We start from the raw sequence: 23,639 nt of genomic DNA on the forward strand, positions 1-23,639 counted from the left end.
CGAAGCGCCGGGCCCGCGTGAACTTCCGGCCCCGTAACTCCGGCGGGGCTTCCGTAGCCCCGAGGGTAGGCTACAGGGCCGCCGTCCTGGGAAACAGGCCTGAGCCGGGACTGTTCCGCCGAATGATGCAAACGATCATGCGGCGGGCCCGAAGCTCAGGAGCACCTTCCCGGATTCCGCGGAGTTCCGGGCGACGCCGAAAGCCTCGAGGGCGGACTCCACCTGGTACTCATGCGTAATCACCGGGTCGACGTGCAGGGAGCCGTCGGCGAGGGCCGCGATGACGTCGTCGATTTCGTCGTTGAAGCGGAAGGAGCCCAGGAGTTCCAGTTCGCGGGTGATGGCCAGGGAGATCAGGACGGGTTGGGGTCCGGACGGCAGCAGGCCCACCATCACCACCTTGCCGCCGCGGACAGCGCCCTTGATGGCGGAGGCAAGACCGTGGTGGTTGCCGGAGGATTCAATCACGACGTCAGCCTCGACGGCGGCGATCGCTTCCGCGTCGTCGGCGGCGAGAACCTCGTCCGCGCCTGCGGCCGTAGCGATTTCCAGCGGCCTGGCGTGCATGTCGACGGCGACGATCCGGCCTGCGCCGGCCCGTCTCAGGACCGCGACGGCAAGCGCGCCGATGGGGCCGCTGCCGATCACGAGGGCAGTCTTCCCCGCGACGTCCCCGGCCCGGGACACTGCGTGCCATGCAACGGAGGCGGGCTCGATCAGCGCGGCCGTGCGCAGGTCAATGCCCTCCGGCAGCGCGCGCAGCATCCGCGCCGGCAGGTTCACGTAGCGGCTGAAGGCCCCGTCAGTGTGCGGGAAACGGGCGGCACTGCCCAGATAGGTGCAGCCCGGCGACAGATTGGGCCGGTCCTCGGGATACCGTGCGGTACCCGGGCCGGGGGTGGCGGGGTGGACGGCAACGGCAGTCCCCGTGGCCGGACCGGTGCCGTTCGCCGCGGCGCGGACCACAGTCCCGGAAATCTCGTGGCCCAGGACCAGGGGCGCCTTCAGGATGGATTCACCGGCCGCTCCGTGGAGCCAGTAATGGAGGTCGGAGCCGCAGATGCCGCCGAAGGCCACTTCCACCACCGCTTCGTCGGAACCCGGGGGCGGCACAGGTACGTCTTCGATCCGGAGGTCACCGGCCGCGTGGGCCACCACGGCAGGACCAGAGACGGGAAGGGCTGCGGCAGGCAGGTCTTCGCTGTTGGACATCAGACCACCACCGTCATTCCGCCGTCGATGAAGATGGTCTGGCCGTTCACGAAGTTGGAACCGTCGGAGGCCAGCCAGACGGCCGGGCCGGCGAGGTCCTGCACGGTCCCCCAGCGGTGGGCCGGGGTGCGTCCCAGGATCCAGGCGTTGAACTGCTCATCGTCCACCAGGTTCTGGGTCATCTCGGTGTGGATGTAGCCCGGTGCGATCCCGTTGATCTGCAGGCCGGACGCCGCCCATTCCGCGGTCATGGCCCGGGTCAGGTTCCGCAGTCCGCCCTTGGCCGCGATGTACGGGGCGATGGTGGGCCGGGCCAGGTCGGTCTGCACCGAGCAGATGTTGATGATCTTGCCCCGGCCGCGCGGGATCATGTGCCGGGCCGCTTCCCGCCCCACCAGGAAGGCGCTGGTCAGGTCCGTGGAGATGACGCGTTCCCAGTCCTTCACATCCAGCTCCAGCATGGGCACCCGGTGCTGGATCCCGGCGTTGTTCACCAGGATCTCCAGCGGCCCCACGTTCTCTTCCACCCAGGCGACGCCGCGCGCGGCCTCGGCGTCGCTGGTGACGTCGAAGGCGCAGCTGTGTACCCGCCCCGGCGGATAGTCGGCGGCCATCGCGGCTTCGGCGGATTTGAGCCGTTCCCGGTTGATGCCGTTCAGCACCACGGTGGCGCCGGTATCAGCCAGGGCCCTCGCCAGCGCGTTGCCGATCCCCCTGCTCGAACCGGTCACCAGGGCAACGCGCCCCGTCAGGTCAAAAAGTGCACTCATGCAAAAGGACCGGCCTGCACCAGGTTGGCGGGTGTCTGTCCCGCTGCGAGGGCTTCGAGCTGCTGCCGCAGGAGCTTGAGGATCCTCGGCTGGAACGCCGACGCGTTGCCGCCGATGTGGGGCGTGATCAGGGCGTTGGGCGTGGACCACAGCGGGTGGTCCTGCGGCAGCGGCTCGGGATCCACGACGTCGAGCGCGCACTGCAGGCGGCCGGACAGGACTTCCTTGGTCAGGGCAGCCGTGTCCACCACGGAGCCGCGGCCCACGTTTACCACCAGGGCACCGTCCGGGAGGGCGGCGAGGACCTCTTCGCCGATCAGCTGGTGGGTCTGCTGGTTCAGGGGCAGTACCGTGACCAGGATGTCGTGTGTGGCGGCGAGTGCGGGCAGTTCCGCGGAGGCGTGCACTTCGCCGTATTCGTCAGTGCGGGCTGCACTCCCCACCCGGGTGACGGTGACTTCGAAGGGTTCCAGGCGGCGGGCGATCTCGTGTCCGATCCCGCCGACTCCCACCAGCAGCACCCGCCGGTCCGCCAGCGACTGGCGCCGCTCCGGCCGCCACAGGCCGTACTGCTGGTCACGGACGGCCTGGTCGATGCCGCGCAGTTTCGCGAGGATCAGCCCCACGGCCAGCTCCGCCGTCGCGGCAGCGTGGACGCCGGAGGCGTTGGCCACGCCCGCCGCCGGTCCGGCCGCCTCGATGACGCCGTCGTACCCGGTGGACTGCGTCTGCACGAACTTCAGGCATTCCGCCTTGGCGAGGGACCCCAAAACGGCGGACGCGTCGATGTACGGGAGGATGACGCCGTCGATCTCACCCGGCGTCCCGCCGTCGGGATCCGTCTTCAGGTCCCAGACCACTCCCCTCAGCCCTTCAGGGAGGGGCGAGAGATCGGCGAGCAGTTGCGGGTCGGGAAAGCTGACGGTGCGGACTGTTTGCATCGAAGGACCTATCAATCGTGGGGTGTAATGAAGCGGGCGCAGGCGGTCAGCGCCGGTCAAAGGTGAGGCCGCCGGGGACCTGGAAGGTGGGCATGAGTTCGAGCATGCCCACGTTGACGTGGCGGGGTGTTTCGATCGCGTAGTCCATGGCGTTGACGATGTCGTCCGTGGTCAGCGATTCGTAGCCCTCGTAGTACGTCTTCCACGCCTCTTCCATGGCCTCGGGAGTACCGCCCATGTTGCGGCCGAAGATTTCCGTTTCGACGCGGCCGGGGCAGATTTCGGTGACGCGGATGCGCTTGCCCACGGTGTCGTTCCGCAACTGCCGGGAGACCTGGTGCACTGCCGCCTTGGTGGCGTGGTAGACGGTGTGGCCATAGAAGTTGTACAGGCCGGCAATGGAGCTGATGTTGATGACGTGCCCGCGGTCGCGTTCCACCATGCCCGGCAGGATCAGCCTGGTCAGCTGCAGCAGGCCGCGCAGGTTGACGTCCACCAGTTCGTCGATGTCGCTCTCGCTGGAGTCCAGGATGTTCCCCGGGCGGGAAACTCCGGCGCAGTTCACCAGGATGTCCACTTCAAGATTGCCGACGGCGGCAGCCAGCGCCGCCGTGTCGGTCAGGTCGACGACGTGCGGGACCGCGCCGGTTTTGTCGGCCAGTTCGTTGAGGCGCTCCTCGTTGCGGGCCAAGGCGTGGACGGTTAGTCCCCGCTTGGCCAGGCGGCCGGCGATTGCGGCACCCATTCCGGTGGACGCGCCCGTGACGACGGCAGTTGAATAATCTGAAAAAGGCATGGAAGTCTCCTGGTGGATTGCGTGCAGTGCTGAAAGTGCAGTACTGAGGGTGCAGTGATGAGGCGGGTGGTTAGGCGTCGCGGAGCGGCAGGTGCGCCCGGTCCTTGACCGTGCTGACGGCGGCAAGGGTGCCCAGTGCGGTGATGACTGCGTAGAACGCTGGCATGTAGATGTTGCCGGTGGATGAGATCAGCCAGGTCATCAGCAGCGGTGCCGTACCGCCGAAGAGTGCAGACGAGATGTTGTAGCCCAGTCCGTAGGCCGAGTATCGGACCCGGGTGGGGAAGAGTTCCACGATCAGGATGTGGATCACTGCGGTGTGGCCGGCGAAGACGACGGCCATGATGCAGGCGCCGAGGATGGCCAGTGCCATCTGGCCGGTGGCGATGAGGGCGTAGGAGGGAATGCCGAGGACGGCCATGGCGATTGCGGAGCCGGCGATGACTTTCTTGCGGCCGATGCGGTCCGAGAGGGCGCCCATGAAGGGGATGGCGATGCAGATGACCACCAGGCTGCAGGCAGTGACCAGGAGGGCTTCGCCGATGGTGAAGTTGAGCTGCTTGCCCTTGAGGAATGTGGGCATGTACGAGAACAGGACGTAGTAGCCGGAGCCGTTCATGAGCGGGATGAAGAGGGCCAGCAGCATTGCCCGGCGGTGTTCGGCCGACGCAAACGCTTCCTTCAGCGGGTTCTCGGACAGCCCGCCTTCTTCCTTGAGCTTTTCAAAGTTGGGGGTGTCGCTGATCGCCTTGCGGATGTACCAGCCGATGATGCCCATGGGTATGGCCACCAGGAACGGGATGCGCCAGGCGAACGCGCCGAAGCCGCCGCCGTCGATCGCTGCCTGGGTGAGCCAGGGAGACATGGAGAACGCGACGAGCGTGCCGGTGAGCAGGGCGGCGAAGGAGGCGATCTGGGCGTAGGACGTGATCACGCCGCGCTTGCCTTCGGGTGCGTGCTCGGCGAGGAAGGTCATGGCGCCGGCGGCTTCGCCGCCAACGGAGAAGCCCTGCAGCATGCGGAGCAACACCAGGAGCACGGGGGCCGCGACGCCGATGGCCGCGTAGGCGGGCAGCAGGCCGATGCCCGCCGTCGCCACACTGATCAGCAGGATGACGAAGACCAGGAGCTTCTGCCGCCCTATCCGGTCGCCCAAGTATCCGCAGACCACGGCGCCGAGCGGCCGCACGAAGAATGACACGGCGTATCCCGCAAAGACGAACAACAGGGCGTTGTCCGGGTTGCCGGGTGCCAGGAAGACGAGGGCAAGGGTGCCGGCCATGAAAGCGAAGATGCCGTTGTCATAGAGTTCGACAAAAATCCCCACGCACCCGGCGGTAATGACTTTCCGGGTTTGCCCGGCACTGAGCCGGTCCTGCCGCGGGGCGGTCTCGCGCATTGATGTTGACATGTTCGTTCCTAACTTAAATCTTGTGCGAAAAGACGGGGCCATCGGTGTTTCTCAGCTGCCTGCTGCCGGTACGAGTTCCGGCCAGCCGGGCTGCCTGCCGATGCCCAGGAGGGAGAAGACGGTGCTGACAGTGGAACGGAGGGTTTCCAGTTCCCGCAGCGCGGCCCGATGCTGGGCCGTTGCTTCCGGGACGGTGGTCTTTCGGAAAGTAATGGTGTGCCCGGGCCTGGCCTGGGCAAGGACGTCCAGTGAGCGGCTGGTAACCACCGCGAGCACGGGATAGCCGGCGGTGACTCCGCGTCCGCGGTGCAGCACCAGGAGTTCCTCCCGGGACGGCACTTCGATAGCCCCCACCGGAACGCCGCGGGACAGCACTTCCGCTGTGGACTGGCGTTCGGGAAGCGCGCCGCCGAGGCGCAGGCCGATGTGGTTGCTCCGGCCGCTGACGGTGTATTCGGTGTTGTAGAGAAGGTCGGCGGTGTCCCCGAACTCGTCCACGTCCGGACCGTCCGTGACTTCCACAACCACCCGGCTGCTGAATTCGGGCCGGGTCAGTCCCAGCCGGAACAGCGGCAGGTCGAAGTACGGCTGCCGGATCGGTCCGACGCTTCGTGAGGTCTTCAGTTCGGTGCCTTCGGACAGCCGCAGGCCGAATCCGACGACGGTGTCCGGGGCGCAGCTGCCGAGAAGGACGGGCGCCTCCACCGAGCCGTGAACGGCAACGTAGGCCCGCAGGCCGCCGGTGATCCGGCGCAGCGCCACCGTTTCACCGGCCCGGACGGACACCGGTTCCCACTGCGGGCATTCGCGCCCGCCCACCGTGAGGTGCAGGGGTGCTCCGGTGACGGCGATGAGGACGTCCGTGGTGGCGCGCATCCGGAAGTCCAGGGCGGTGACCTCCAGCAGCGGCGCGTTGTCGGCGTTGGCGGCGAGGATGTTCGCTGCGCGGGCGGAGAACTGGTCCAGGGCGCCGTTCACGGGCAGCCCGAACCGGGGTCCCCGGAAGCGCCCCAGGTCGGTGACCACCGAGTTGCCGGGCTGCTGGATGATCAACGAGCCGTTCATCGTGCCGCCTCCAGTTTCAGGCCGGCGAAGCTGGCGAACTCTTCGGGCTGGATCTGATGGAACCTGACCACGTCGCCGGGAACGTAGGGGACGAGCGGTTCGCTGGCGGCGTCGAGAACGGCCAGGGGTGTCTGGCCGATGACGCACCATCCGCCGGGTGCCGCCGCAGGGGCGATGACTGCCTGCCGGCCCGCGACGGAAACGGCACCTGCCGGGACGGACAGGCGGGGGTCCTTGAGCCGCGGGACCGGGAGCGGGAAATCGGGCCCGTCCATCATGGGCGAGCCGGCCGGGGCACCGAGGCAGCGGATCACGTAAGACTTGGCCGTATGGAGGGCAATGACCTCCTGGATCGACAGCTGCTCATGGGCGGCAACCCGCTCCAGGTCCGGACCGTACTCCCCGCCGTAGACCACGGGGACCTCGAACGTGCGGGGAGCCCGGGACGGCGCACCAACAAAATCGAGCTGGCGCAGGCCCATCAGCACAAAGGCTCGGACCTGGCGTGCCGAGGTGACCCCGGGGTCGAATTCCACGAGCAGTGAGTCGTACGTCGGCACAGCGCCGTGGACGCCGTCGGCTCCGGCTTCCTCAAGCCATTCGGCGAGGGCATGCACGGTGGTCCAGTTGGCTTCCGTGTCCGGGGACGAAGCGACGACGCGCAGTGCGGCGTCCCCTGATTCGTAAACCTCCACCGGAGTTGGGGTTGGGGTGGCTGCCATGTCAGGCGGCCTTCACTTTGGCGCCGAGGACCTGTGCCAGCGGGGCAATTGTCACTCCGGCGCTTTCGAGTTCGGCGCGTACCTGCCGGGCCAGCTGCACCGCGCCGGGAGTGTCTCCGTGCAACAGGACCGTGTCGGCAACGATGGGCAGGTCGGTGCCTGCGACGGTGGAAATAAGCCCTTCGCAGACCATCCGGACGGTGCGGTCCACGATGGCTGAAGGATCATGGATGACCGCGCCGGGGCGGCTGCGCGGCACCAGTGTGCCGCCCGCCTCGTAGGCGCGGTCTGCGATGCCCACGATGGCCACCGGGAGCCGCCGCGCGGCCGCCGCGGCAGCCAGCTCGCCGTCCTGGGCCAGGACGATGAGGTCCGGGTTGATGCGGGCGGCGGCGTCGGCCACTGCCTCGGCGTAGTCGGCGCGGGTGGCCACGAGGTTCCCGAGGCGCCCGTGCGGTGCAAGGTGGGCGACGCCGGCGCCGTGATAGGCGGCGAAGGCGCTCAGTGCGCCGAACTGGTAGACGACGTCGTTGCGGACCTCATCCGCGGTCAGGTCCATGGCGCGGCGGCCGAAGCCGCGGAGGTCGGGGAAGCTCGGGTGCGCCCCGATGCTGACGCCGCGGCGGACGCATTCGGCCACGGTCGCGTGCATGATGTCCGGGTCTCCGGCATGGAAGCCGCAGGCGATGTTGGCGCTGGAAACCACTTCGAGCAGGGCCGCGTCGTCGCCCATTGAGTAGGCGCCGAAGCCTTCTCCGAGATCTGCGACGAGATCAACGATGGGTCCCATTGAGTGCCTTCCTGGGTGGGTGTGGTTCGGTGTGCCGTTTTGACCGGCTTCTGCAAAAAAGTCTGACACCGCGAGTTTGATCACACAAAGACGTAATCGGTGTCACGGGATAGCTGGCGGTTATGACGGGAGCGCTCAGCGGAGGGCTTTGCGCAGCCCCATGACGCGTTCCACCACCACTACAACCGCGAGGGATATCAGGATGAGGATGACTGACAGGGCCGCCACGGCGGCGTCTGCCGAGTTTTCCACGTACCTGAGCACCTGCACGGGCAGGGTGGGCAGGCCGGATTCGGCCACGAAGAGCGAGATGACGGCTTCATCGAAGGAGACGATGAACGCAATGACGCCACCGGCGATCACGCCCGGCTGGATGATGGGCAGCGTCACCCGGCGGAAGACCGTCCACGAGTCCGCACCGAGGACGCGTGCGGCCGCTTCACAGGACGTGTCAGTGGTGGCCAGGCTCATCAGGGTGGTGCGGATGACGAACGGGATGGTGATGGCCACGTGGCCGATGATGATGCCGGCATAGGTGTTGGTGAGCCCCAGCGGGCCGAACAGCAGCACCATGCCCAGGGCCAGCACGATGCTGGGAATCAGCAGCGGCGAAAGGAAGAACGACTGCACGGCTGCCTTGGCCTTGAAATCGAACCGGTCCAGCGCCAGCGCGGCCGGCACACCGAGTGCCAGGACAATGAGGGTGACGATGACGGCCACGATGAGGCTGACCTTCATGCCTTCCATGAACGTACTCTCCTGCGGGAGCATCTCGTACCACTTCAGGGTCAGCCCTTCCGGCGGGAAGGACAGGTACTGGTTGGAGGCGAAGGAAACGACGCAGACTATCAGCAGGGGTGCCAGAAGGAACAGGTACAGCAGGAACACCAGCAGCCCGAAGGCCGGCTTGGCGGGGTTGAAGCGCGGCTTGAATATCCGGACGTCGCTCACGGTCAGCCTCCGATCTTTTTGGTGAGGCGCTGGTAGACGGCAATGATCAGGCCGAAAAGCACCAGCAGGATGACGGACAGGGCGGCGGCGAAGGGCCAGTTGAGCAGGCCGGTGGTCTGGTCGTAGATTTCGGTGGCCAGGACCTGCACGCTGCCTCCGCCCAGGAGCCGCGGGGTGATGAAGGTGCTGATGGCAAGCACAAAGACCAGCAGGAACGCTGTCAGGAGGCCGGGCAGGCTCAGCGGGAGTGTGACCCGGGTGAAGACCTTGAACTTGCTGGCGCCCAGGGAGCCGGCGGCTTCCTCGAGCTGGGGGCTGAGGCGGCCGGAGCCCGAGATCATGGCCAGGATCGCGTAGGGCATGAAGATCTCCACCAGCCCGATGGTCACACCGGTCATGTTGTTGGTGAGCTTCAGGGGCGTGTCGATCAGGCCCAGGCCCTCGAGGGAGGAGTTGATGAGTCCGTTGGTTCCGAGGATCACCATCCACCCGTAGGTGCGCACCACGGCCGAGGTCAGCAGCGGGGCGATGGCGATGGCGATGAGCAGGCCGCGGTACTTGCTGGTGCTGCGGGCCAGGAAGAGGGCCACCGGGTAGGACACCAGGACGCAGAGGATGCCCACGGTCACGCCCATCTGGAAGGTGTCCAGGGTGACGCGCCAGTAGTACGGGTCGGTCAGCGGCTGGATGTAGGTGTCCAGCGTGAACGTCTCCACGATGACGCCGTCCGGGGCGCCCTTGTTGAAGGACATCCGGATCATGTAGGCCAGCGGGAACACGAAGCTGACCAGCAGGCCCAGGAGCCCGGGCAGGAGCAGGGCGAGGTAGGTGCGCCGGTTGCGCCGTTCGGTGGCTTTTTCGAGCAGGCCCTCGTCCCGGTCTGTCCGCTTTTCCGCGGCAATTGGCGTTTGCAGGAGCGTCATGCCGCCAGCCTTTCCGCGGATGCAGTCGCGGGCAGGAGATACGCGTCCTCGGGCGCCCATGACAGGTACGCGGCGTCCCCGGTGCGGGGCAGGTCGCCGCTGGAGGTCAGCAGCTGGGCCTGCAGCTGCTGGTCGCCCACGCGGACGGCCACGGCCAGGGCGTCGCCGGTGTAGCTCACCCGTTCGATGGTTCCCGCGACGGGTGCCTGGTCCGCTCCGGGGCGCAGGGCCACGGTGAGCCGGTGCGGGCGGATCACCATTTCATGGGTGCTGCCTGACAGGCCCGCTGCGCCGACGGCGCCGAACTGGCCCAGGCCTTCGACGTCCACCTTGTAGTAGCTTTCGCCGGCAAGGCTGGCCCCTCCGGTTTCGGCGCCCACCCGGGCGGTGAGGAAGTTGGCCTGGCCGATGAAGTTGGCCACGAAGTGCGTGCGGGGGCGTTCGTAGACGTCGGTGGGCGAACCGAACTGTTCGATCAGGCCGCCGTTCATCACGGCGATCCGGTCGGCCATGTCCAGGGCCTCGTCCTGGTCATGTGTGACGAAGAGTGTGGTGGCCCTGGTGCGCTGCTGGATGGACCTGATCTCGGTGCGCATGGTTTCGCGGAGCTTGGCGTCCAGGTTGGACAGTGGTTCGTCGAGAAGGAGAAGCGTGGGCTCCACAACGAGGGCCCGGGCCAGGGCGATGCGCTGCTGCTGGCCCCCGGAGAGTTCCTTGGTCTGCCGCTTTCCGAGGTGGCCGAGCTGGACCATGTCCAGCGCCGCCGCAACACGGGCTTTTTGCTCGGATTTCGGCGTCTGGCGCATTTCCAGGCCGAAGGCCACGTTTTGCTCCACGTTCATGTGCGGGAAGAGGGCGTAGGACTGGAACACCATGCCCATCCCGCGCTTGTTGACCGGCGTGTGGGTGATTTCCTTGCCGTCCACCACAATGGAGCCGGCCGTCGGGTCCATGAGGCCGGCCACCATCCGCAGGGTGGTGGTCTTGCCGCAGCCGGACGGGCCGAGGAGCGCCACCAGGTGCCCCTCCTCAACTTCCATGTTCAGGCGGTCGACGGCGGGTTCAAGACCTGCTGCATATCTTTTGGTCAGATCTACGATCGACAGTTTTGGTTCAGTCACGGTTTCAGTTCTCCTGAAGTGAAGTTGGGGAGGGGCACCGGCTCGCGGTTACTTGGTGATGATCTGGCGCTTCCAGATGTCGGTCCACTTGTCCCGGGCGGAGGACAGGAATTCCACATCCAGCGGGACGATGTTCAGTGACCCGTCGGTGGGGACCACGCGGGCTTTCACGTCTGCCGGCAGTTCTGCATTGCTGACGGAAGGGGCGTAGAAGAGTGCTTTGGCGAACGCGGTCTGCGCCTCGGCAGACAGGGCGTAGTCCACGAAAGTCTTGGCTGCGGCGGAGTGCGGTGCATCCTTGACCACGTTGATGGTGTTGATCTGGTAAACGGTGCCTTCCTTGGGGAAGGTGACGCCCATCTTCTTGTTGCTCTGGTCGCTGTAGAACTGGCCGCGGGCATTCTGGCCGAGGCCCAGGACGGTCTGGCCCGTGATGACGTTCTGGTATTCGTCCGGGTTGGGTGCGAAGGTCTGCACGCCCGGGGCCATCTCCTTGAGGCGGGTCACTGCGGCATCGATGCCCTTGGTGTAGTCCTCCCCCGCCATTTTGGCGGTGATGGCCGTCAGGGACAGGCCCAGCAAAGACGGCGGGGCGTTGACGTTGATCTTTCCGGCGTACGCGGGGTCCCACAGCACGTCCCAGCTGTCGGGAGCCTGGGGGAAGGTGGCAGTGTCGTAGACCAGGCCCACGGCGTCGAGCATGGCCACCGGTCCGTACCCGTCCTTGTCGCGGAACTTTTCCGGGACGTTCGCGAGGTTCGGGACGCCGGCGGCGTCCACCTTCTCGAAGAGGCCCTGCTTGTTGCCGGTGGTGGAAACGGAGTTGTCCATGATGGCAACGTCGGTTGCCGGGTTGGTCTTCTGGCCCTGCAGGGCGCTGAGCATCTCAGCCGAGGACCGCTTGGAGGCGTAGTTGATCTTGATGTCCGGGTACTTGGCCTTGAACGGTTCGATGACTGCGGCGGTGTACTGGTCCTGCCATACGCCCGAGTAGGCAATCAGGTTCACTTCGCCTGACGTGGCGCTGTCGTTGCTGGCTGCTCCGGCGCCGCCCCCGCAGCCGGAGAGTACCAGCGCCGCAGCGGACAGCGCGGCGACTGCTGTGATCTTGCCTTTGATGGTTGCTCGCATTTGTCATCTCTTTCTCATAAAGAAGAATCCGGGCTGTTGGCGGCGGATCCTGATGTTCCGACGCTAAGGAGTGCACATTTCGGAAATGTAAAAGAAAACGTCTATTCCGGTAAAACCCGTTAGCATGCAAAATGCGTCTGGGGTCATCGTTAATTTGCATATCCACCGGAGGGGTAGAATGTTCGATGAATGAAATAGCGTTCTGGGTTCAACCTAGTGTCAGAGATGTGGATCACACAAAGACCTGTTGCGTATCCCTCCATAGCATCCGGTTATGACCTTTCCCGGGTTCAGGACGCCGCGAAGAGAGAAGACGGCCATGGACACGCGGAAGCTTGCGTACTTCGTCCAGATTGTGGATTCGGGAAGCATCACCAAGGCGGCGGCGGCGCTGCATGTGGCACAGCCTGCCCTAAGCCAGCAGGTATCGGCACTGGAAACGGATCTCAAGCAGCGGCTCCTGATCCGCAGCAAGCAGGGAGTTAAGCCCACGGCCGCGGGGCACACCCTGTACCGGCATGCCCAGTCGATCCTGCGGCTGGTGGAGCAGGCACGCCAGGACGTAGCCGCGTCGGGCGCCGCACCGTCCGGGCGCGTATCCATCGCGATCGCGCCCTACAGCATGGCGTCCAGCCTGACGCCCAAGATCATTAGCGAAGTGGGCCGCCGGTACCCGGATATTGTCCTGCATGTCACGGAAATCTATGGCGGCGTCTTGAGTGAAGCAATCAAGAATGGCCGCTTGGACATGGCCCTCATTTACGAGCCGGGCCCTATCCGCGGCGTCCAGTTCACCACCATGATCGTCGAAGACCTGCACTTTGTGGTCAACGCGGGCAGATTCCCGGTTGAACCCGGGAATGGCGAAATTTCACTGGAGGACGTGGCCCGCCACGGACTGTTCCTGCCCGAGAAGATCCACACGCTTCGACAGGCCGTGGAGGCCGGTTTCACCAACAAGGGGCTCACCCTCAAGCTGGTGGGTGAAGTGGAGTCCGTGCCGTCCCTGGCGCGCCTGCTGCGGGCCGACCTGGGGGCCACGATCATGCCCAAGTCAGCGGCTGACGCACTCTTCCACGAGGAGGACTTCCACGTCCTGCGGATTGTGGATCCGGCGCTGCAGTGCAAGATCGCGCTGTGCACCCCCGACCATGATCCGCTTTCCGAGGCGGCGTCGGCGGTTCTACTGGTGCTGAAGGAAATGCTCCAGGAAATGCTTAGCAATAAATATGCGAGATAGCCCTGCCATAGCATCCGCTTATTAGGGCACTCATCATTCGTCTTAGTATCCGTGAGCTCCTGATCCTAAAATTGTACGTAGGCCGATTAATTGCGGCGGTTGCATTTATGGAGAATTAATTGGGAGCGAGCCGTGAAAAAAATCAGCGCCAGACGCAGGAATTCCGAGACAAACCCCGGGCTGATGGCCAAAACGGGCTTCCACTGCCCCGCAAACGGTTTTTGGCGCCCTGAGGACCGCTCGGTTGCCCCTGTCTTTGTTTTCGAAGGCAGCATCATGCCGGCCAGCAGCGGAGGGTCCACTGTCTGGTATCTGGAGGATGCCGTGTTTGGCCCGCCCACCCATTTCCTTCCGGCCCGGTAGGAAACTATTGCAAATGGGAGGGTTCGATGTCCTGCAACGGACGTCGATCCCTCCCCATTCCGCTTGCCGCGGCCGGCGCCTCTGCATATGCGGACGCCGCCGCACGGGGTTTCCCGTACGACGGCGGTGCTGCCGCGGCTTGTGCGAGCGGCTAGGCCTCTTCGACGAGCAGGCCCTTGGCTTTGAGCACCTCGGTGAGGTTGCACAGCTCGATGGTGGTTCCGCCGGCCTGGTAGAGGCCGATGAGTTCGCGCTCGGCGTCGTCGCGTTCCTGCGAGAGGCGGATAACTTCCTCGATCTCATCCTTCCGCACCACCACCACGCCGTCCGCGTCGCCGCGGAGCACGTCGCCGGGGTAGATGATTTCGTCGCCGAAGACCACCGGGTGGTTGATGGGACCGATGGTTTCCTTGACGGTGCCTTTGATGGAGACGCTGCCGGAGAAGACGGGCAGTCCTAGTTCGATGAGGTCCTGGGTGTCTCGGACGCCCGAGTCGGTCACCAGGCCGGCGAGGCCCTTGGCCTTCATGGCATTGCCGAGGACGTCGCCGAATGTCCCGGCTTCCTCGTACTCCCCTGCCGCGGCAAGGATGACGTCTCCGGCCTCGGCATAGTGGATGGCCACCTGCAGCATGAGGTTGTCCCTGGGTGCGCAGCGCACAGTGACGGCGGGGCCGCAGAAGGACATGCTTCGGTCGATGGGCTTGATCCTGGAGCTGAGGGCGCCTTTGCGTCCCTGTGCCTCGTGGATGGTGGCGGATGAGAACTTGGCGAGGCGGCTAACGGCGTCGGCTTCGGGTCGTTCGATGGTGGTTCTTACGTGGATCACGGCGTTTTCCTTCGGTGGGTGTGGATCAGTTGAGGGCCCGGACGGCCTTGTCGATGGCCGCGATGGACTCTTCGATGACGTCGAGGCTGGTGGCGTAGGAGACACGGAAGTAGGGGCCCAGTCCGTAGGCCGATCCCTGGATCACGGCAACGGAGGCCGCTTCGAGGAGGTAAAGGGTGAAGTCCTCGTCGTTGGCGATGCTTTGCCCCTCGGCGGTCGTCTTGCCGATGACCCCCGCACAGTTGACGTACGCGTAAAAGGCGCCTTCCGGCGTCGTGCATGACAGTCCGTCGACGGCGTTCAGCGCGGCGACTGCCACATCGCGCCGGCCGCGGTAGGTTTCGCGGCTTTCCTGCACGAAGCGCTGGTTGCCCGTGAGCGCGGCGGCAGCGGCGGCCTGGCTGACGGAGGACGGGCAGGAGGAGATCTGCGACTGGAGTTTGTTGATCGCGGCGATGAGCGGGGCGGGTCCCGCCGCGTAGCCCAGGCGCCAGCCGGTCATGGCGTAGGCCTTGGACACACCGTTGACCGCCAGGATTCGGTCCTTCAGTTCCGGGGCCACCTCCACCAGGCTGGAGAGCTTGCCGGTGCCGAAGTAGATCTGGTCATAGATCTCGTCCGTCAGGATGTTCACGTGCGGGAAGCCGGCCAGGACGTCCGCGAGCGCGCGCAGTTCCGCCGCGGAATAGACGGCGCCGGTGGGGTTCGACGGTGTGTTCAGGATGACCCATTTGGTCCGCTCGGTGAGGGCTCCGGCCAGCGCCTCGGGGGTGAGCTTGAATCCTGTCTCCTCGCTGCAGGCAACCACCACGGGCGTGCCCTCGTTCGCGAGCACCATGTCCGGGTACGAGACCCAGTACGGCGCGGGCACCACTACTTCGTCGCCGGCGTCCAGGCTGGCCATGAAGGCTGTGAAGATCACCTGCTTGGCGCCGCCGCCAATGGTGATCTCGGCCGGGGTGTAGTGGATTCCGGTGCGCAACTCCAGGGTCTGGAGGATCGCCTTCTGCAGGGCGGGGGTTCCGGTGACGGAGGTGTATTTGGTCTCCCCGCGGGTGATCGCCTCAATGGCGGCCGCCTTGATGTGCTCCGGGGTGTCGAAGTCAGGCTCGCCGACCGTCAGGTCCAGGATCCGGCGCCCTTCTGCCTTCAGCTCACGCACACGGGCAGCGGCGGCCACGCTGGCGGAGGACTTGATGCGGGACACCCGTGATGCAGGTTCAAATTTAGGCATGGTCTCTTCCTACGGATTCAGGAGGGAGCGGTACTCGCTTCCTTCGACCCTAGGGAATCCTGGCGCGTCTGGATAAGACCTAAAGTGCGTGGACGGATAAGCGTCTCTTATGGCCTGTGCCCACATTTTTCGGTTATGGCTCCACGCAGTATTGGTATTTCCGCGGGCGGACCGCTGTGTCTAGCGTTTTATGTACGCTGGCCCGATTGGCGGTTCTTTCCGCCGGCGCCAACTGACGTGTCCCCCAACCGAGGAGTGCATTTGGCCGTTCTGCCCAGCCCTGTATTGCACAGCCCTGTCCTGCGCCCAGCTGTTCCGAACCCGGTCGACGGCGGTTACTACCGTTACCGGGGACGGCGGAAGCCTGAAGCGGCAGCCGTCCAGACGGAACAGCTCCGGCAGCTCCTCAAAGAGGACCGGCAACGGATTTCCTTCAATGCCTCCAGCATGCGGGCGCTTTCGGTCCGCCTGAACCAGCACGTCGCCCAGGCACTGTGTGACGGCCTGAAGATGACAGGCCTTGCAAAGGCCGCCGGCCTTTCCCGCTGGGCAGTGCGGACCATCGGATTGTCCTCTGACGACCTGGCACCGTCCGGGCTGACGGCTGAGCAGCAGCTTGCCCTGATTAGCGGGTTGAAGTCCGAGCTGGCCGAGCTGGAGGAGTCGAAGGCAGCCCTGGAGGGGCGGCGGTTGAAGCTCCTGGCCGCGGCGCGCAGGCTGGGAACCATGGACGATTACGAGCTTGCGGCACTGAGCGGGCTCCCGAGCGAGGCGATCCGGAAGATGACCTGGGGGCTTGCGCCCGATCCGGGTCTCATTCCTGCTTAGACCACGACGGCGGGACTTCCCGCCGTCGTTCGTCTTGCACTGAGTGCGGGCCACCTGAACCACTGGTATGACTCCCGGGAGCCATGCGCCCAACACGGCCAGCGCACTAATTCAGGTTGTTCTCCGCCGTTTCCGGCCCGCACCGGTTTAATACTACGAACCTCCCGCCGTCGTCCGCTTGTGTTGTCGTCTGCTTTGGGGAGGCTATTGTCACGCAGGCAGGTCGTGAGTAATGTACGGCAAACCGGACTTTAAGCCGCATCAGGCGGCCCCGGAACGGCGCTGTCGTCAGGGGCCACGCCCCGTACATACAAGGCGCCCGGTCACCGCACTGGACCAGGCGGAACGCAGGACGCCACGCTTCCATTCAAGGGAGAACCTGATGTCAGGCACCAGAAGCTGCCTCGCCGCCGCTCTTGCAGCAACCCTCATGACCATAGCCACCCCGGCACAAGCAGCCCCCGCCACGCTCGTGAGCGCGGGCCCGGGAATCCTCGTCGCCGACGGCGCCGCCGTGGATGTTCCCGTCACCTTCGTGTGCGATACCGACCCCGCCTTGATCATCGCAATACCCGTGGTTCAAGTTACTCAGAGAGTCAGCGACGGACGGCTCGCCGGCGGCGGCGGAAGTGATCAGCTCAGCTGCACCAAGCAGGCCCAAACAGTCACCATACGGGTCATTCCAAATTTGATGGCGTTCAACGAAGGTGCCGCCGCGGCTTCGGTCTACCTTCGAACCTGCAGCGCGCAATTCCAGTGCTCCGTGGTCATTATCAACACCGAAATAACGCTCGCCAATCCAAGCGGCGACGAACAGGACTGAGTCGTTAAGCGCTACCCGTCGAGGAACCGCAGCAGGAACGGGACGGTGGCGTGCAATGTCCGCAGGTCCCCGCCGCTGGCGGCCTGCTCGCCGAGGTAGTCGCCATGGCCGCCGGGGACCACCAGCAGGCGGGCGCCGGGGATGGCACCAGCCATCCGGTCGGCGTACGCGGCGGTGACGATGTCCCGGTCGCCGCACACCACCAGCGTGGGCGCGGTGATGGTGCCCAGTTCGTCGTCGGACCAACCGGGGAAGTCCGTGATGCGCCGGTGGTCCAGCTCGAAGAGCCGTTCTAGGTGGCCGGGCTCGGGGTTGAGCAGGCGGTCGGCGTCCTTGTAGGTGTCGGGCATGTCGTCGAGCGTGGCGTTCGCCATGCCGTCCCAGAACTCGTCCGGCACCGCGTCGCGGCTCGCAAAGGTGGAGGCCACAATGAGGCGCCGGACAGCCGCGGGACGCGCGAGTGCCAGCGCGATCGCGGTATGCCCGCCAGCTCCGCCCTAGGTCATAGCCTCTGCTTCCGCCATCCTGATCATTCGCAGTTCGTCCGCCACTGCACGGGCAGGCCAGTAGTCCTTCGCCAGCTTTCGGGGCAGGTCCCGATCAGCCTCCAAGAACATTTTGTCGAGCAGTCCGGCCGCCTCAAGCAGGGCGATGAGGGCTGTGGTCCTGGCGTCGGCTGGCGCCGCCGCTGACGGCTTGAGTCCGAGTGCGTCATGGATCTTCTTCAAGAGCGCGGCCTCCGGACCGTGGTCCTTCTCCGGATAACGCACGGACTTGAACAGGCCCAGGTGCTTTTCGCCGACCCGGTCCACAATGCCTTTCGACGCCATAGCCTCATAGGCACGCTGCACCTCTGCCCGGCCCTCCAGCATGGAGACCCACCGCTTGGGAGTGTGAGGCCGCGACTTGTGACGAATGAGCTCCAACTGGTGCTGGAAGTCCGTTTGCGGCACGGTGCCGGTAGCCCTCACGTACTTCCCCTGCAGCCCGATGGCACCGAGCAGTTCCAGCTCGGCCAATATTGCCCCTGCCACTGTGGTCCGGAGTATGTAGGCCGGCACTTCGGGGGCGCCGTCAGTGTCGTTCGTAGCCAGGAGGAGGAAGGCCTGGGGAAGGCTCAGCTCCGTGGCCTTCGGTTCCTCCGCCTGAGGTGTTTGTGCATCCATACGATCATGGTGGCGCAGTTAGGCGGCTACCACAATGAGTCCCGTAAAGGCCCCGCGTCCCGACACCGGACCGCGCGAGGGCAATAGCAAGTATGCTTAGTATCCATCGCTACGAAGGGAACCACCGCCATGAAGAAACTCCTCATTGCCTTCCTCCCCACCATCATCAGCCGCGTCATGCGCGCCCGGCGGGCGAAACAGAACCCTGCCGTCAACCCCCGCAACCGGAACCGGCCCTGAGCCCGTCCGCAGCAGCGCCCGCCTGGAACGAGAATCCCTAGGAGAACCATGAACATCCCCGAACCACGGGGGCCGGTCAGCGCCGCCCTGCTCGCACTCCTCGCCGGCCAGCCCGACGCGGACGCAGCAGCACTTACCGGCCTGCAGGTACTCGTCTCCGCACAGCTGGCCGAGACCGGGGACGTCATCGAGGACGAGGACCTCCAGTTGGCGCTGTTCTGTCTCTACGAGCTGCACTATGGCGGGCTGGACGGCGTGGATGACGGCTGGGAATGGATTCCGGGCCTGATCGCCGCCCGGCGGCTGCTGGAGCAGCCGTTCGAGAAGGCCTTGCGGACGGCAGCGCGGAACGAGGCCCCCGAGGCTCCCCCGGTCGCTACCGGAAGTCCCGTCAGCGACGCCGTGGCCACCGCCCTGTTTACCCTCGCGGCTGCGGACACCGGGCCCAGCCTTTCGAAACACGTCGCGAAGAAGGCCAGCCTCGACCAGCTCCGGGAATTCCTCATCCACAAATCCCTCTATCAGCTCAAGGAAGCCGACCCGCACACGTGGGCCATTCCCCGCCTCTCCGGCCGCGCCAAAGCCGCCCTGGTGGAGATCCAGGCCGACGAATACGGCGGCGGCCGCGCGGACCGGATGCACAGCACCCTCTTCGCCAGGACCATGCGCGCCCTCGATCTCGATGACCGGTACGGCGCCTACGTCGATGCAGTGCCTGCGATCGCCCTCGCTTCGGTAAACATGATGTCCCTCTTCGGATTGAACCGCCGCCTCCGCGGCGCCATTTCCGGGCATCTGGCGATCTACGAAATGACGTCCTCCCGGCCCAACCAGCTCTACGGCAACGGTTTCCGCCGCCATGATTTCGACGCGGCAGCGACGGCCTACTTCGATGAGCACGTGGAGGCGGACGCCGTCCACGAGCAGATCGCAGGCCGGGATCTCGCGGGAGGTCTGGTGGAGGAAGAACCGGACCTGCTCCCCGACGTGCTGTTCGGGGCGACGGCGGCGATTGCCGTGGACGCCAGGCTCACCATTCGCATCCTCGAGGCCTGGGAGAACGGGCGGACCTCGCTCCGCACCGGCCTCCCCGCGGCCGCATGACCACGCACCAGGAAGGGCACATGAACCAGGAGCCCGCTGAAAGTTCGATCGTCGTCTGCCCGGACGGGCCCCTGCTGGTCCGTGGTGACTTCGAAATTGTCACGCCTTCCGGAGAGCCCGTGCCAAGGCAGCGCCGCACGGTGGCGCTCTGCCGGTGCGGGGCGTCAGCGATCAAACCCTACTGCGACGGGACACACAAGCTGATCAAGTTCCGCACCGACCCTGCCGCGCCGGCAGACCCAGCGCCGGCAGATACCGGGCCCTAGCAAGGCTTCAGCGCGGACATCGGCGCCGACTCCAGAAGCTGGCTCCAAAACGTTAACGGACGACGGCGGGACTTCCCGCCGTCGTCCGTTGCTGTTTGCGCCGCAGCAGCCAAAAGGCCACCACAACGAGGATTTACAAGCCGGAAACCAAAAAACCTGTTCGCAAACGAAATTGCATAGTACATTTGATGCAATCAGCCTTGCAGAGTGATGCGCGTTACAGAAGAGGTCCGGACTTGAACACCAACGCGGTCGATCTTGAAGCCAGCGGAGCAGGCGCGAGCGGCACCGGGAACGTCTCCCGGGCGTGGCTCGGCGACGCCCTTCCGGACGTTGCGCTCTCCAAGGCGCAGACCCGGGTGGTGGATGTCATCGCCCGCAATCCGCAGCTCTCCTCCTATGCGGACATCGCCGAGATCGCCCAGCGGGCCGACGTCAACAACTCCACGGTAGTCCGCACCGCCCAGCACCTGGGCTACCGCGGCTGGCCCGATCTCCAGCGGGAACTCCGCTCGCGGTACCTCGTTATGATCTCCACCGAGGACACCCTGACTGAGCATGGCGAACACCGCAGCCCCCTCCACGACGCGCTCAACCACGACATCGAGAACCTCCGCCTGACGCTGGACTCCAATACAGGAGACGACGCCGAGGCCGCCATTGCGGCCATGGCCGCCGCCAAGTCCATCACTGTCGTCGGGCTTGGCTCTTTCGCCGGCCCCGCCAGCGTGATGGCCCACCTGGGTTCCACCATGGGCTACCCCATCACGTTGGAGAACCGCGCCGGCGTCCACCTGGCCTCCAGCACCAACACCCTTGGTGAAGGGGACGTCCTGGTGGTCATCAACATGTGGCGTTCCATCCGGCAGATCATCGTCACCGCCGAAGCCGCCAAGCAGGCAGGCGCCACGGTCATCGCCATCAGCGACATGCGCCGCGGCCGCCTGGCCGCTGCCGCCGACCACCTCCTCGTGGTGGCCTCGGAAGGCATCTCCTTCTTCCAGTCCGTCACCGCGGCAAACTCAGTGGTCTACGGCCTGCTCGCGGGCATGGAGGCGGCGCATCCCGAACGCAGCCGTGCCGCCATCCGCCGCACCCAGCAGCTCTGGAAAGACCTGGACATCTATCTCGACTGACCCTCCCTGCACCTCCCTGCACACGCCACGCGCCCCGCGCATACTCCAGGAGTAGTTCATGAACACCAGCACCCGCATAGCCGTCATTGGCCTTGGAGCCATGGGCGGAGCCATGGCTGCCACGCTGCACAAAGCCGGCTGGGACGTCACCGGCTTCGACCCCTCCGAGGCCGCCCGGACCGCCGCGGCCCAAGGAGGAATCGCCACCACCGCCAGCCTTGAGGACGTTGCCGGAACCCCCTACGCCGTCCTCTCACTGCCCGCAGCCAGCATCGTGGAAACCACGGTTCCCCGGCTCCTGGCCGTACCGGGGACCGTGGCGATCATTGACACCACCACCTCCGAACCCGCCACCAGCAAGAAGATGGCAGACCTTGCCGACGCACAGGGCGCGGCCTTCGTGGACGCTCCGGTCTCGGGTGGCCGCGACGGTGCGGCAACGGGCTCGCTGAGCGCCTTCGTCGGCGCAACGGACGCCGCCCTAAAGGCTGCCGAACCCGTCCTGCTCGCCCTCACCGGCGGCAAGTACAGCCACATCGGCGGCCCCGGCAGCGGCAACGTGGTCAAGCTCCTCAACAACGTCCTGGCAGCGGCCAACCTGGTCTCCGTGGGTGAGGCGCTCGGAGTGGCCAAGGCCTACGGCATCGATCCCGCCAGGGCGGCGGCCAGCATCAGCGAAGCCTCCGGCGGCAGCAAAGTCTCGGCCAACATGTACCCCAACTGGGTGCTCAGCGGCACCCACGATTCCGGCTTCTCGCTCGGCTTGATGGCCCGCGATGCCGCCCTCGCCGTGGAGGTCGCCGCCCAGATCGGCGAAAGCCCGGCCCTCCTTGCAGCCGTGGCCGGCCAGTGGCAGGACGCTCTGGCCGCCCTCGGCCCGCGCGCCGACTTCACCGAAATCGCCAGGACCGTCGCCCCCGCCATCACGCCAGCCGGCGCGCCGTCCACCACAAACGGCACCACACCCGTCTCCTGATCCCCGGATCCCACCCCCAAAGGACCAACACCTTGAGCATCACCACAGCACCTACCTCCTCCTCGGCGGCCACCGCCCGGACCGTCCTGGACGCAGCCTTTCCGGCCGGCCTCGGCGCCTTCTTTGACGGCCGCGTTGTCGCCGGCAGCGGCGAGGGCATCACGCTCACGGCGGCGGCCACCGGCGAAGCTTTTGCCACGTACGCGGACCCCGGCACCGAGGGCGCCAACGCCATCCTGGAAAGCTCGACGGCGGGCGCGGCAGCCTGGGGCAAGATGAACGGCTTCGAACGGGCAGCCATCCTGCGCAACGTCAGCCGCGTCGCGGAAGCACACAGCGAGGAACTTGCCATCCTCGAGTCCGCCACCACCGGCAAACCCATCCGCGACGCCCGCGTCGAAGCCGCCAAGGTGGCCGAGATGTTCGGCTACTACGCGGGCTGGGCGGACAAACTGACGGGCCTCACCATCCCGGTTCCCGGCCCGTGGCACACCTACACCGAACGCGTCCCATGGGGCGTCGTCGTCGCCATCACGCCTTGGAACGCTCCGCTGTTCACGGCGGGCTGGAACTCCGCTGCCCCGCTGGCCGCCGGCAATGCCGTGATCATCAAGCCCAGCGAATTCACTCCGGCATCCTCGGTCCGGCTCGCCCAGCTGGCGCACGAAGCGGGGCTGCCGGCAGGCGTTTTCAACGTGGCGGCAGGGCTGGGCCAGACCGTGGGCGCGGCCCTCACCACGGACCGGCGCGTGGGCAAGATCAGCTTCATCGGTTCCGTCCCCACCGGTCGGCGCGTGGCTGTTGCGGCTGCGCAGGCCGGGATTCCCGCCCTGCTGGAGCTCGGCGGCAAAAGCGCGAACATTGTGTTCGCCGACGCCGACCTGGACCGCGCCGCCGACGGCGCCATCTCGGCGATCTTCTCCGGCGCGGGGCAGTCATGCGTGGCCGGGTCTCGGCTCCTGGTGGAGCGGAGCGTGCACGCGCAGTTCATTGAGCTGGTGGCCGACCGTGCGGCGCGGCTGCGGGTGGGCGATCCGCTCAGCGCGGACACCGAGGTGGGTCCGATCATCACAGCCCGGCAGTTCGCCACGGTCAACACCCTCATCGAGGCGGGAATGCACGACGGCGGCCGCCGGGTCACCGGGGCGGCGCTTCCGGACGCCCTCGCGGGGTCCGCGCTGTCCGGCGGGCACTGGGTCATGCCCACCCTGCTCGACGGCGTCACGCCCGCGAACCGCCTGGAAACCACGGAGGTGTTCGGCCCGGTGGTGGGCGCGGACGCGTTCGACACCGAAGCAGAGGCCATTGCCCGGGCCAACAACACCAACTTCGGCCTGGCCGGGGCGGTGTGGACGTCCGACATTTCCCGCGCGCACCACATTGCCCGGGAGGTGAAGGCCGGCACCTTCTGGATCAACTCCTACAAGACCATCCACGTGGCCGTTCCGTTCGGCGGCTTCGGCGATTCCGGCCACGGCCGCTCGTCCGGCCCGGGCGTCCTGGACGAGTACACCCAGACGAAGGCGGTCTGGGTGCCCACGCGGGCGGCAGGCTCCCCCTTCCCGTCCCTGTCCTACTAAAGCGTCCTACGAGAACAGGCA

General features: G+C 66.1%; 25 protein-coding genes. 9 read left to right on the forward strand and 16 right to left on the reverse strand.

Features of this window, described 5'->3' with window-relative positions:
• Positions 1 to 135 precede the first annotated feature (135 nt).
• From ACSQ12_RS18660 to ACSQ12_RS18715, 12 genes are all read right to left on the reverse strand, one after another.
• The gene (locus ACSQ12_RS18660; RefSeq protein WP_436066430.1) at positions 136 to 1,212 is read right to left on the reverse strand and encodes an L-idonate 5-dehydrogenase; all 1,077 of its coding nucleotides are present in this window, start codon (positions 1,210 to 1,212) and stop codon (positions 136 to 138) included.
• The gene (locus tag ACSQ12_RS18665) at positions 1,212 to 1,982 is read right to left on the reverse strand and encodes an SDR family oxidoreductase (protein ID WP_436066431.1); all 771 of its coding nucleotides are present in this window, start codon (positions 1,980 to 1,982) and stop codon (positions 1,212 to 1,214) included. Before ACSQ12_RS18665 ends, ACSQ12_RS18660 begins: the two co-directional genes overlap by 1 nt.
• Positions 1,979 to 2,923, reverse strand: coding sequence for a 2-hydroxyacid dehydrogenase (locus ACSQ12_RS18670; RefSeq protein WP_436066432.1), 945 nt, complete (start codon positions 2,921 to 2,923; stop codon positions 1,979 to 1,981). Before ACSQ12_RS18670 ends, ACSQ12_RS18665 begins: the two co-directional genes overlap by 4 nt.
• A 46-nt stretch (positions 2,924 to 2,969) precedes the next feature.
• A complete protein-coding gene (locus tag ACSQ12_RS18675; RefSeq protein ID WP_043484270.1) occupies positions 2,970 to 3,719 on the reverse strand; it encodes an SDR family oxidoreductase in 750 nt (249 codons plus the stop codon).
• Between the two features lie 70 nt (positions 3,720 to 3,789).
• Positions 3,790 to 5,130: an MFS transporter gene (locus ACSQ12_RS18680; RefSeq protein ID WP_043484272.1), complete on the reverse strand. Its 1,341-nt coding sequence runs from the start codon at positions 5,128 to 5,130 to the stop codon at positions 3,790 to 3,792.
• A gap of 51 nt (positions 5,131 to 5,181) precedes the next feature.
• Entirely contained in the window at positions 5,182 to 6,195 is a 1,014-nt protein-coding gene (locus ACSQ12_RS18685) for a biotin-dependent carboxyltransferase family protein (RefSeq protein WP_436066433.1), read from the reverse strand.
• Positions 6,192 to 6,917, reverse strand: coding sequence for a 5-oxoprolinase subunit B family protein (locus tag ACSQ12_RS18690; RefSeq protein ID WP_043484276.1), 726 nt, complete (start codon positions 6,915 to 6,917; stop codon positions 6,192 to 6,194). The genes ACSQ12_RS18685 and ACSQ12_RS18690 overlap by 4 nt, the downstream gene beginning before the upstream one ends.
• 1 nt (position 6,918) lies before the next feature.
• Positions 6,919 to 7,707 (reverse strand): LamB/YcsF family protein, encoded by a 789-nt coding sequence (locus tag ACSQ12_RS18695; RefSeq protein ID WP_436066434.1) that lies wholly within the window; start codon positions 7,705 to 7,707, stop codon positions 6,919 to 6,921.
• Positions 7,708 to 7,842: 135 nt separating this feature from the next.
• Positions 7,843 to 8,658: an ABC transporter permease gene (locus tag ACSQ12_RS18700; protein WP_052500618.1), complete on the reverse strand. Its 816-nt coding sequence runs from the start codon at positions 8,656 to 8,658 to the stop codon at positions 7,843 to 7,845.
• 2 nt (positions 8,659 to 8,660) lie between these two features.
• Positions 8,661 to 9,581, reverse strand: coding sequence for an ABC transporter permease (locus ACSQ12_RS18705; RefSeq protein ID WP_436066435.1), 921 nt, complete (start codon positions 9,579 to 9,581; stop codon positions 8,661 to 8,663).
• Entirely contained in the window at positions 9,578 to 10,702 is a 1,125-nt protein-coding gene (locus ACSQ12_RS18710) for an ABC transporter ATP-binding protein (protein ID WP_436066436.1), read from the reverse strand. Before ACSQ12_RS18710 ends, ACSQ12_RS18705 begins: the two co-directional genes overlap by 4 nt.
• Positions 10,703 to 10,750: 48 nt before the next feature.
• Positions 10,751 to 11,833 carry an ABC transporter substrate-binding protein gene (locus ACSQ12_RS18715; RefSeq protein ID WP_436066437.1) on the reverse strand — a complete coding sequence of 361 codons (1,083 nt, stop codon included), beginning with the start codon at positions 11,831 to 11,833 and terminating at the stop codon, positions 10,751 to 10,753.
• Between the two features lie 319 nt (positions 11,834 to 12,152).
• On the opposite strand from ACSQ12_RS18715, the gene nac reads away from it, so the two are divergent.
• A complete protein-coding gene (gene nac, locus ACSQ12_RS18720; RefSeq protein ID WP_436066438.1) occupies positions 12,153 to 13,073 on the forward strand; it encodes a nitrogen assimilation transcriptional regulator NAC in 921 nt (306 codons plus the stop codon).
• A 132-nt stretch (positions 13,074 to 13,205) separates the two neighbouring features.
• The gene (locus ACSQ12_RS18725) at positions 13,206 to 13,436 is read left to right on the forward strand and encodes a hypothetical protein (protein WP_436066439.1); all 231 of its coding nucleotides are present in this window, start codon (positions 13,206 to 13,208) and stop codon (positions 13,434 to 13,436) included.
• 151 nt (positions 13,437 to 13,587) lie between these two features.
• On the opposite strand, the gene ACSQ12_RS18730 is transcribed toward ACSQ12_RS18725, so the two are convergent.
• Together ACSQ12_RS18730 and ACSQ12_RS18735 are read right to left on the reverse strand one after the other, a co-directional pair.
• Positions 13,588 to 14,265 carry a 4-carboxy-4-hydroxy-2-oxoadipate aldolase/oxaloacetate decarboxylase gene (locus ACSQ12_RS18730; protein ID WP_436066440.1) on the reverse strand — a complete coding sequence of 226 codons (678 nt, stop codon included), beginning with the start codon at positions 14,263 to 14,265 and terminating at the stop codon, positions 13,588 to 13,590.
• A gap of 25 nt (positions 14,266 to 14,290) precedes the next feature.
• On the reverse strand, positions 14,291 to 15,499 hold the full coding sequence (locus tag ACSQ12_RS18735; RefSeq protein ID WP_436066441.1) for an aspartate transaminase: 1,209 nt from the start codon (positions 15,497 to 15,499) through the stop codon (positions 14,291 to 14,293).
• Between the two features lie 261 nt (positions 15,500 to 15,760).
• On the opposite strand from ACSQ12_RS18735, the gene ACSQ12_RS18740 reads away from it, so the two are divergent.
• Both ACSQ12_RS18740 and ACSQ12_RS18745 read left to right on the forward strand, forming a co-directional pair.
• The gene (locus ACSQ12_RS18740; protein ID WP_436066442.1) at positions 15,761 to 16,327 is read left to right on the forward strand and encodes a hypothetical protein; all 567 of its coding nucleotides are present in this window, start codon (positions 15,761 to 15,763) and stop codon (positions 16,325 to 16,327) included.
• A 382-nt stretch (positions 16,328 to 16,709) separates the two neighbouring features.
• Positions 16,710 to 17,150, forward strand: coding sequence for a hypothetical protein (locus ACSQ12_RS18745; protein ID WP_436066443.1), 441 nt, complete (start codon positions 16,710 to 16,712; stop codon positions 17,148 to 17,150).
• An 11-nt stretch (positions 17,151 to 17,161) separates the two neighbouring features.
• Here ACSQ12_RS18745 and ACSQ12_RS18750 read toward each other — a convergent pair whose 3' ends face one another.
• Together ACSQ12_RS18750 and ACSQ12_RS18755 are read right to left on the reverse strand one after the other, a co-directional pair.
• On the reverse strand, positions 17,162 to 17,578 hold the full coding sequence (locus tag ACSQ12_RS18750; RefSeq protein ID WP_436066444.1) for an alpha/beta hydrolase: 417 nt from the start codon (positions 17,576 to 17,578) through the stop codon (positions 17,162 to 17,164).
• Between the two features lie 69 nt (positions 17,579 to 17,647).
• On the reverse strand, positions 17,648 to 18,316 hold the full coding sequence (locus ACSQ12_RS18755; protein ID WP_436066445.1) for a GOLPH3/VPS74 family protein: 669 nt from the start codon (positions 18,314 to 18,316) through the stop codon (positions 17,648 to 17,650).
• 288 nt (positions 18,317 to 18,604) lie between these two features.
• Between ACSQ12_RS18755 and ACSQ12_RS18760 the strand changes: the two genes are divergently transcribed.
• The 5 genes from ACSQ12_RS18760 to ACSQ12_RS18780 all read left to right on the forward strand — a co-directional run bounded on the left by ACSQ12_RS18760 (position 18,605) and on the right by ACSQ12_RS18780 (position 23,618).
• Positions 18,605 to 19,660 (forward strand): iron-containing redox enzyme family protein, encoded by a 1,056-nt coding sequence (locus ACSQ12_RS18760; protein ID WP_436066446.1) that lies wholly within the window; start codon positions 18,605 to 18,607, stop codon positions 19,658 to 19,660.
• Between the two features lie 20 nt (positions 19,661 to 19,680).
• A complete protein-coding gene (locus tag ACSQ12_RS18765; RefSeq protein ID WP_209742318.1) occupies positions 19,681 to 19,926 on the forward strand; it encodes a CDGSH iron-sulfur domain-containing protein in 246 nt (81 codons plus the stop codon).
• A 236-nt stretch (positions 19,927 to 20,162) separates the two neighbouring features.
• Positions 20,163 to 21,062 (forward strand): MurR/RpiR family transcriptional regulator, encoded by a 900-nt coding sequence (locus tag ACSQ12_RS18770; protein ID WP_436066447.1) that lies wholly within the window; start codon positions 20,163 to 20,165, stop codon positions 21,060 to 21,062.
• 58 nt (positions 21,063 to 21,120) lie between these two features.
• Positions 21,121 to 22,038 carry an NAD(P)-dependent oxidoreductase gene (locus tag ACSQ12_RS18775; RefSeq protein WP_436066448.1) on the forward strand — a complete coding sequence of 306 codons (918 nt, stop codon included), beginning with the start codon at positions 21,121 to 21,123 and terminating at the stop codon, positions 22,036 to 22,038.
• 32 nt (positions 22,039 to 22,070) lie between these two features.
• Entirely contained in the window at positions 22,071 to 23,618 is a 1,548-nt protein-coding gene (locus ACSQ12_RS18780) for an aldehyde dehydrogenase family protein (RefSeq protein ID WP_436066449.1), read from the forward strand.
• Positions 23,619 to 23,639: the final 21 nt, after the last annotated feature.

Source organism: Arthrobacter sp. LjRoot14 (genome assembly GCF_964253905.1).
Lineage (GTDB): Bacteria > Actinomycetota > Actinomycetes > Actinomycetales > Micrococcaceae > Arthrobacter.

What these genes read in the sequence shown, in the direction of transcription:
- ACSQ12_RS18695 (WP_436066434.1), bottom strand. Translation starts at nt 7,707, where the DNA reads ATGGGACCCATCGTTGATCTCGTCGCAGATCTCGGAGAAGGCTTCGGC.
- ACSQ12_RS18680 (WP_043484272.1), bottom strand. Translation starts at nt 5,130, where the DNA reads ATGTCAACATCAATGCGCGAGACCGCCCCGCGGCAGGACCGGCTCAGT.
- ACSQ12_RS18660 (WP_436066430.1), bottom strand. Translation starts at nt 1,212, where the DNA reads ATGTCCAACAGCGAAGACCTGCCTGCCGCAGCCCTTCCCGTCTCTGGT.
- ACSQ12_RS18670 (WP_436066432.1), bottom strand. Translation starts at nt 2,923, where the DNA reads ATGCAAACAGTCCGCACCGTCAGCTTTCCCGACCCGCAACTGCTCGCC.
- ACSQ12_RS18675 (WP_043484270.1), bottom strand. Translation starts at nt 3,719, where the DNA reads ATGCCTTTTTCAGATTATTCAACTGCCGTCGTCACGGGCGCGTCCACC.
- ACSQ12_RS18745 (WP_436066443.1), top strand. Translation starts at nt 16,710, where the DNA reads ATGTCAGGCACCAGAAGCTGCCTCGCCGCCGCTCTTGCAGCAACCCTC.
- ACSQ12_RS18715 (WP_436066437.1), bottom strand. Translation starts at nt 11,833, where the DNA reads ATGCGAGCAACCATCAAAGGCAAGATCACAGCAGTCGCCGCGCTGTCC.
- ACSQ12_RS18685 (WP_436066433.1), bottom strand. Translation starts at nt 6,195, where the DNA reads ATGAACGGCTCGTTGATCATCCAGCAGCCCGGCAACTCGGTGGTCACC.
- nac (WP_436066438.1), top strand. Translation starts at nt 12,153, where the DNA reads ATGGACACGCGGAAGCTTGCGTACTTCGTCCAGATTGTGGATTCGGGA.
- ACSQ12_RS18765 (WP_209742318.1), top strand. Translation starts at nt 19,681, where the DNA reads ATGAACCAGGAGCCCGCTGAAAGTTCGATCGTCGTCTGCCCGGACGGG.
- ACSQ12_RS18775 (WP_436066448.1), top strand. Translation starts at nt 21,121, where the DNA reads ATGAACACCAGCACCCGCATAGCCGTCATTGGCCTTGGAGCCATGGGC.
- ACSQ12_RS18735 (WP_436066441.1), bottom strand. Translation starts at nt 15,499, where the DNA reads ATGCCTAAATTTGAACCTGCATCACGGGTGTCCCGCATCAAGTCCTCC.
- ACSQ12_RS18755 (WP_436066445.1), bottom strand. Translation starts at nt 18,316, where the DNA reads ATGGATGCACAAACACCTCAGGCGGAGGAACCGAAGGCCACGGAGCTG.
- ACSQ12_RS18760 (WP_436066446.1), top strand. Translation starts at nt 18,605, where the DNA reads ATGAACATCCCCGAACCACGGGGGCCGGTCAGCGCCGCCCTGCTCGCA.
- ACSQ12_RS18690 (WP_043484276.1), bottom strand. Translation starts at nt 6,917, where the DNA reads ATGGCAGCCACCCCAACCCCAACTCCGGTGGAGGTTTACGAATCAGGG.
- ACSQ12_RS18665 (WP_436066431.1), bottom strand. Translation starts at nt 1,982, where the DNA reads ATGAGTGCACTTTTTGACCTGACGGGGCGCGTTGCCCTGGTGACCGGT.
- ACSQ12_RS18705 (WP_436066435.1), bottom strand. Translation starts at nt 9,581, where the DNA reads ATGACGCTCCTGCAAACGCCAATTGCCGCGGAAAAGCGGACAGACCGG.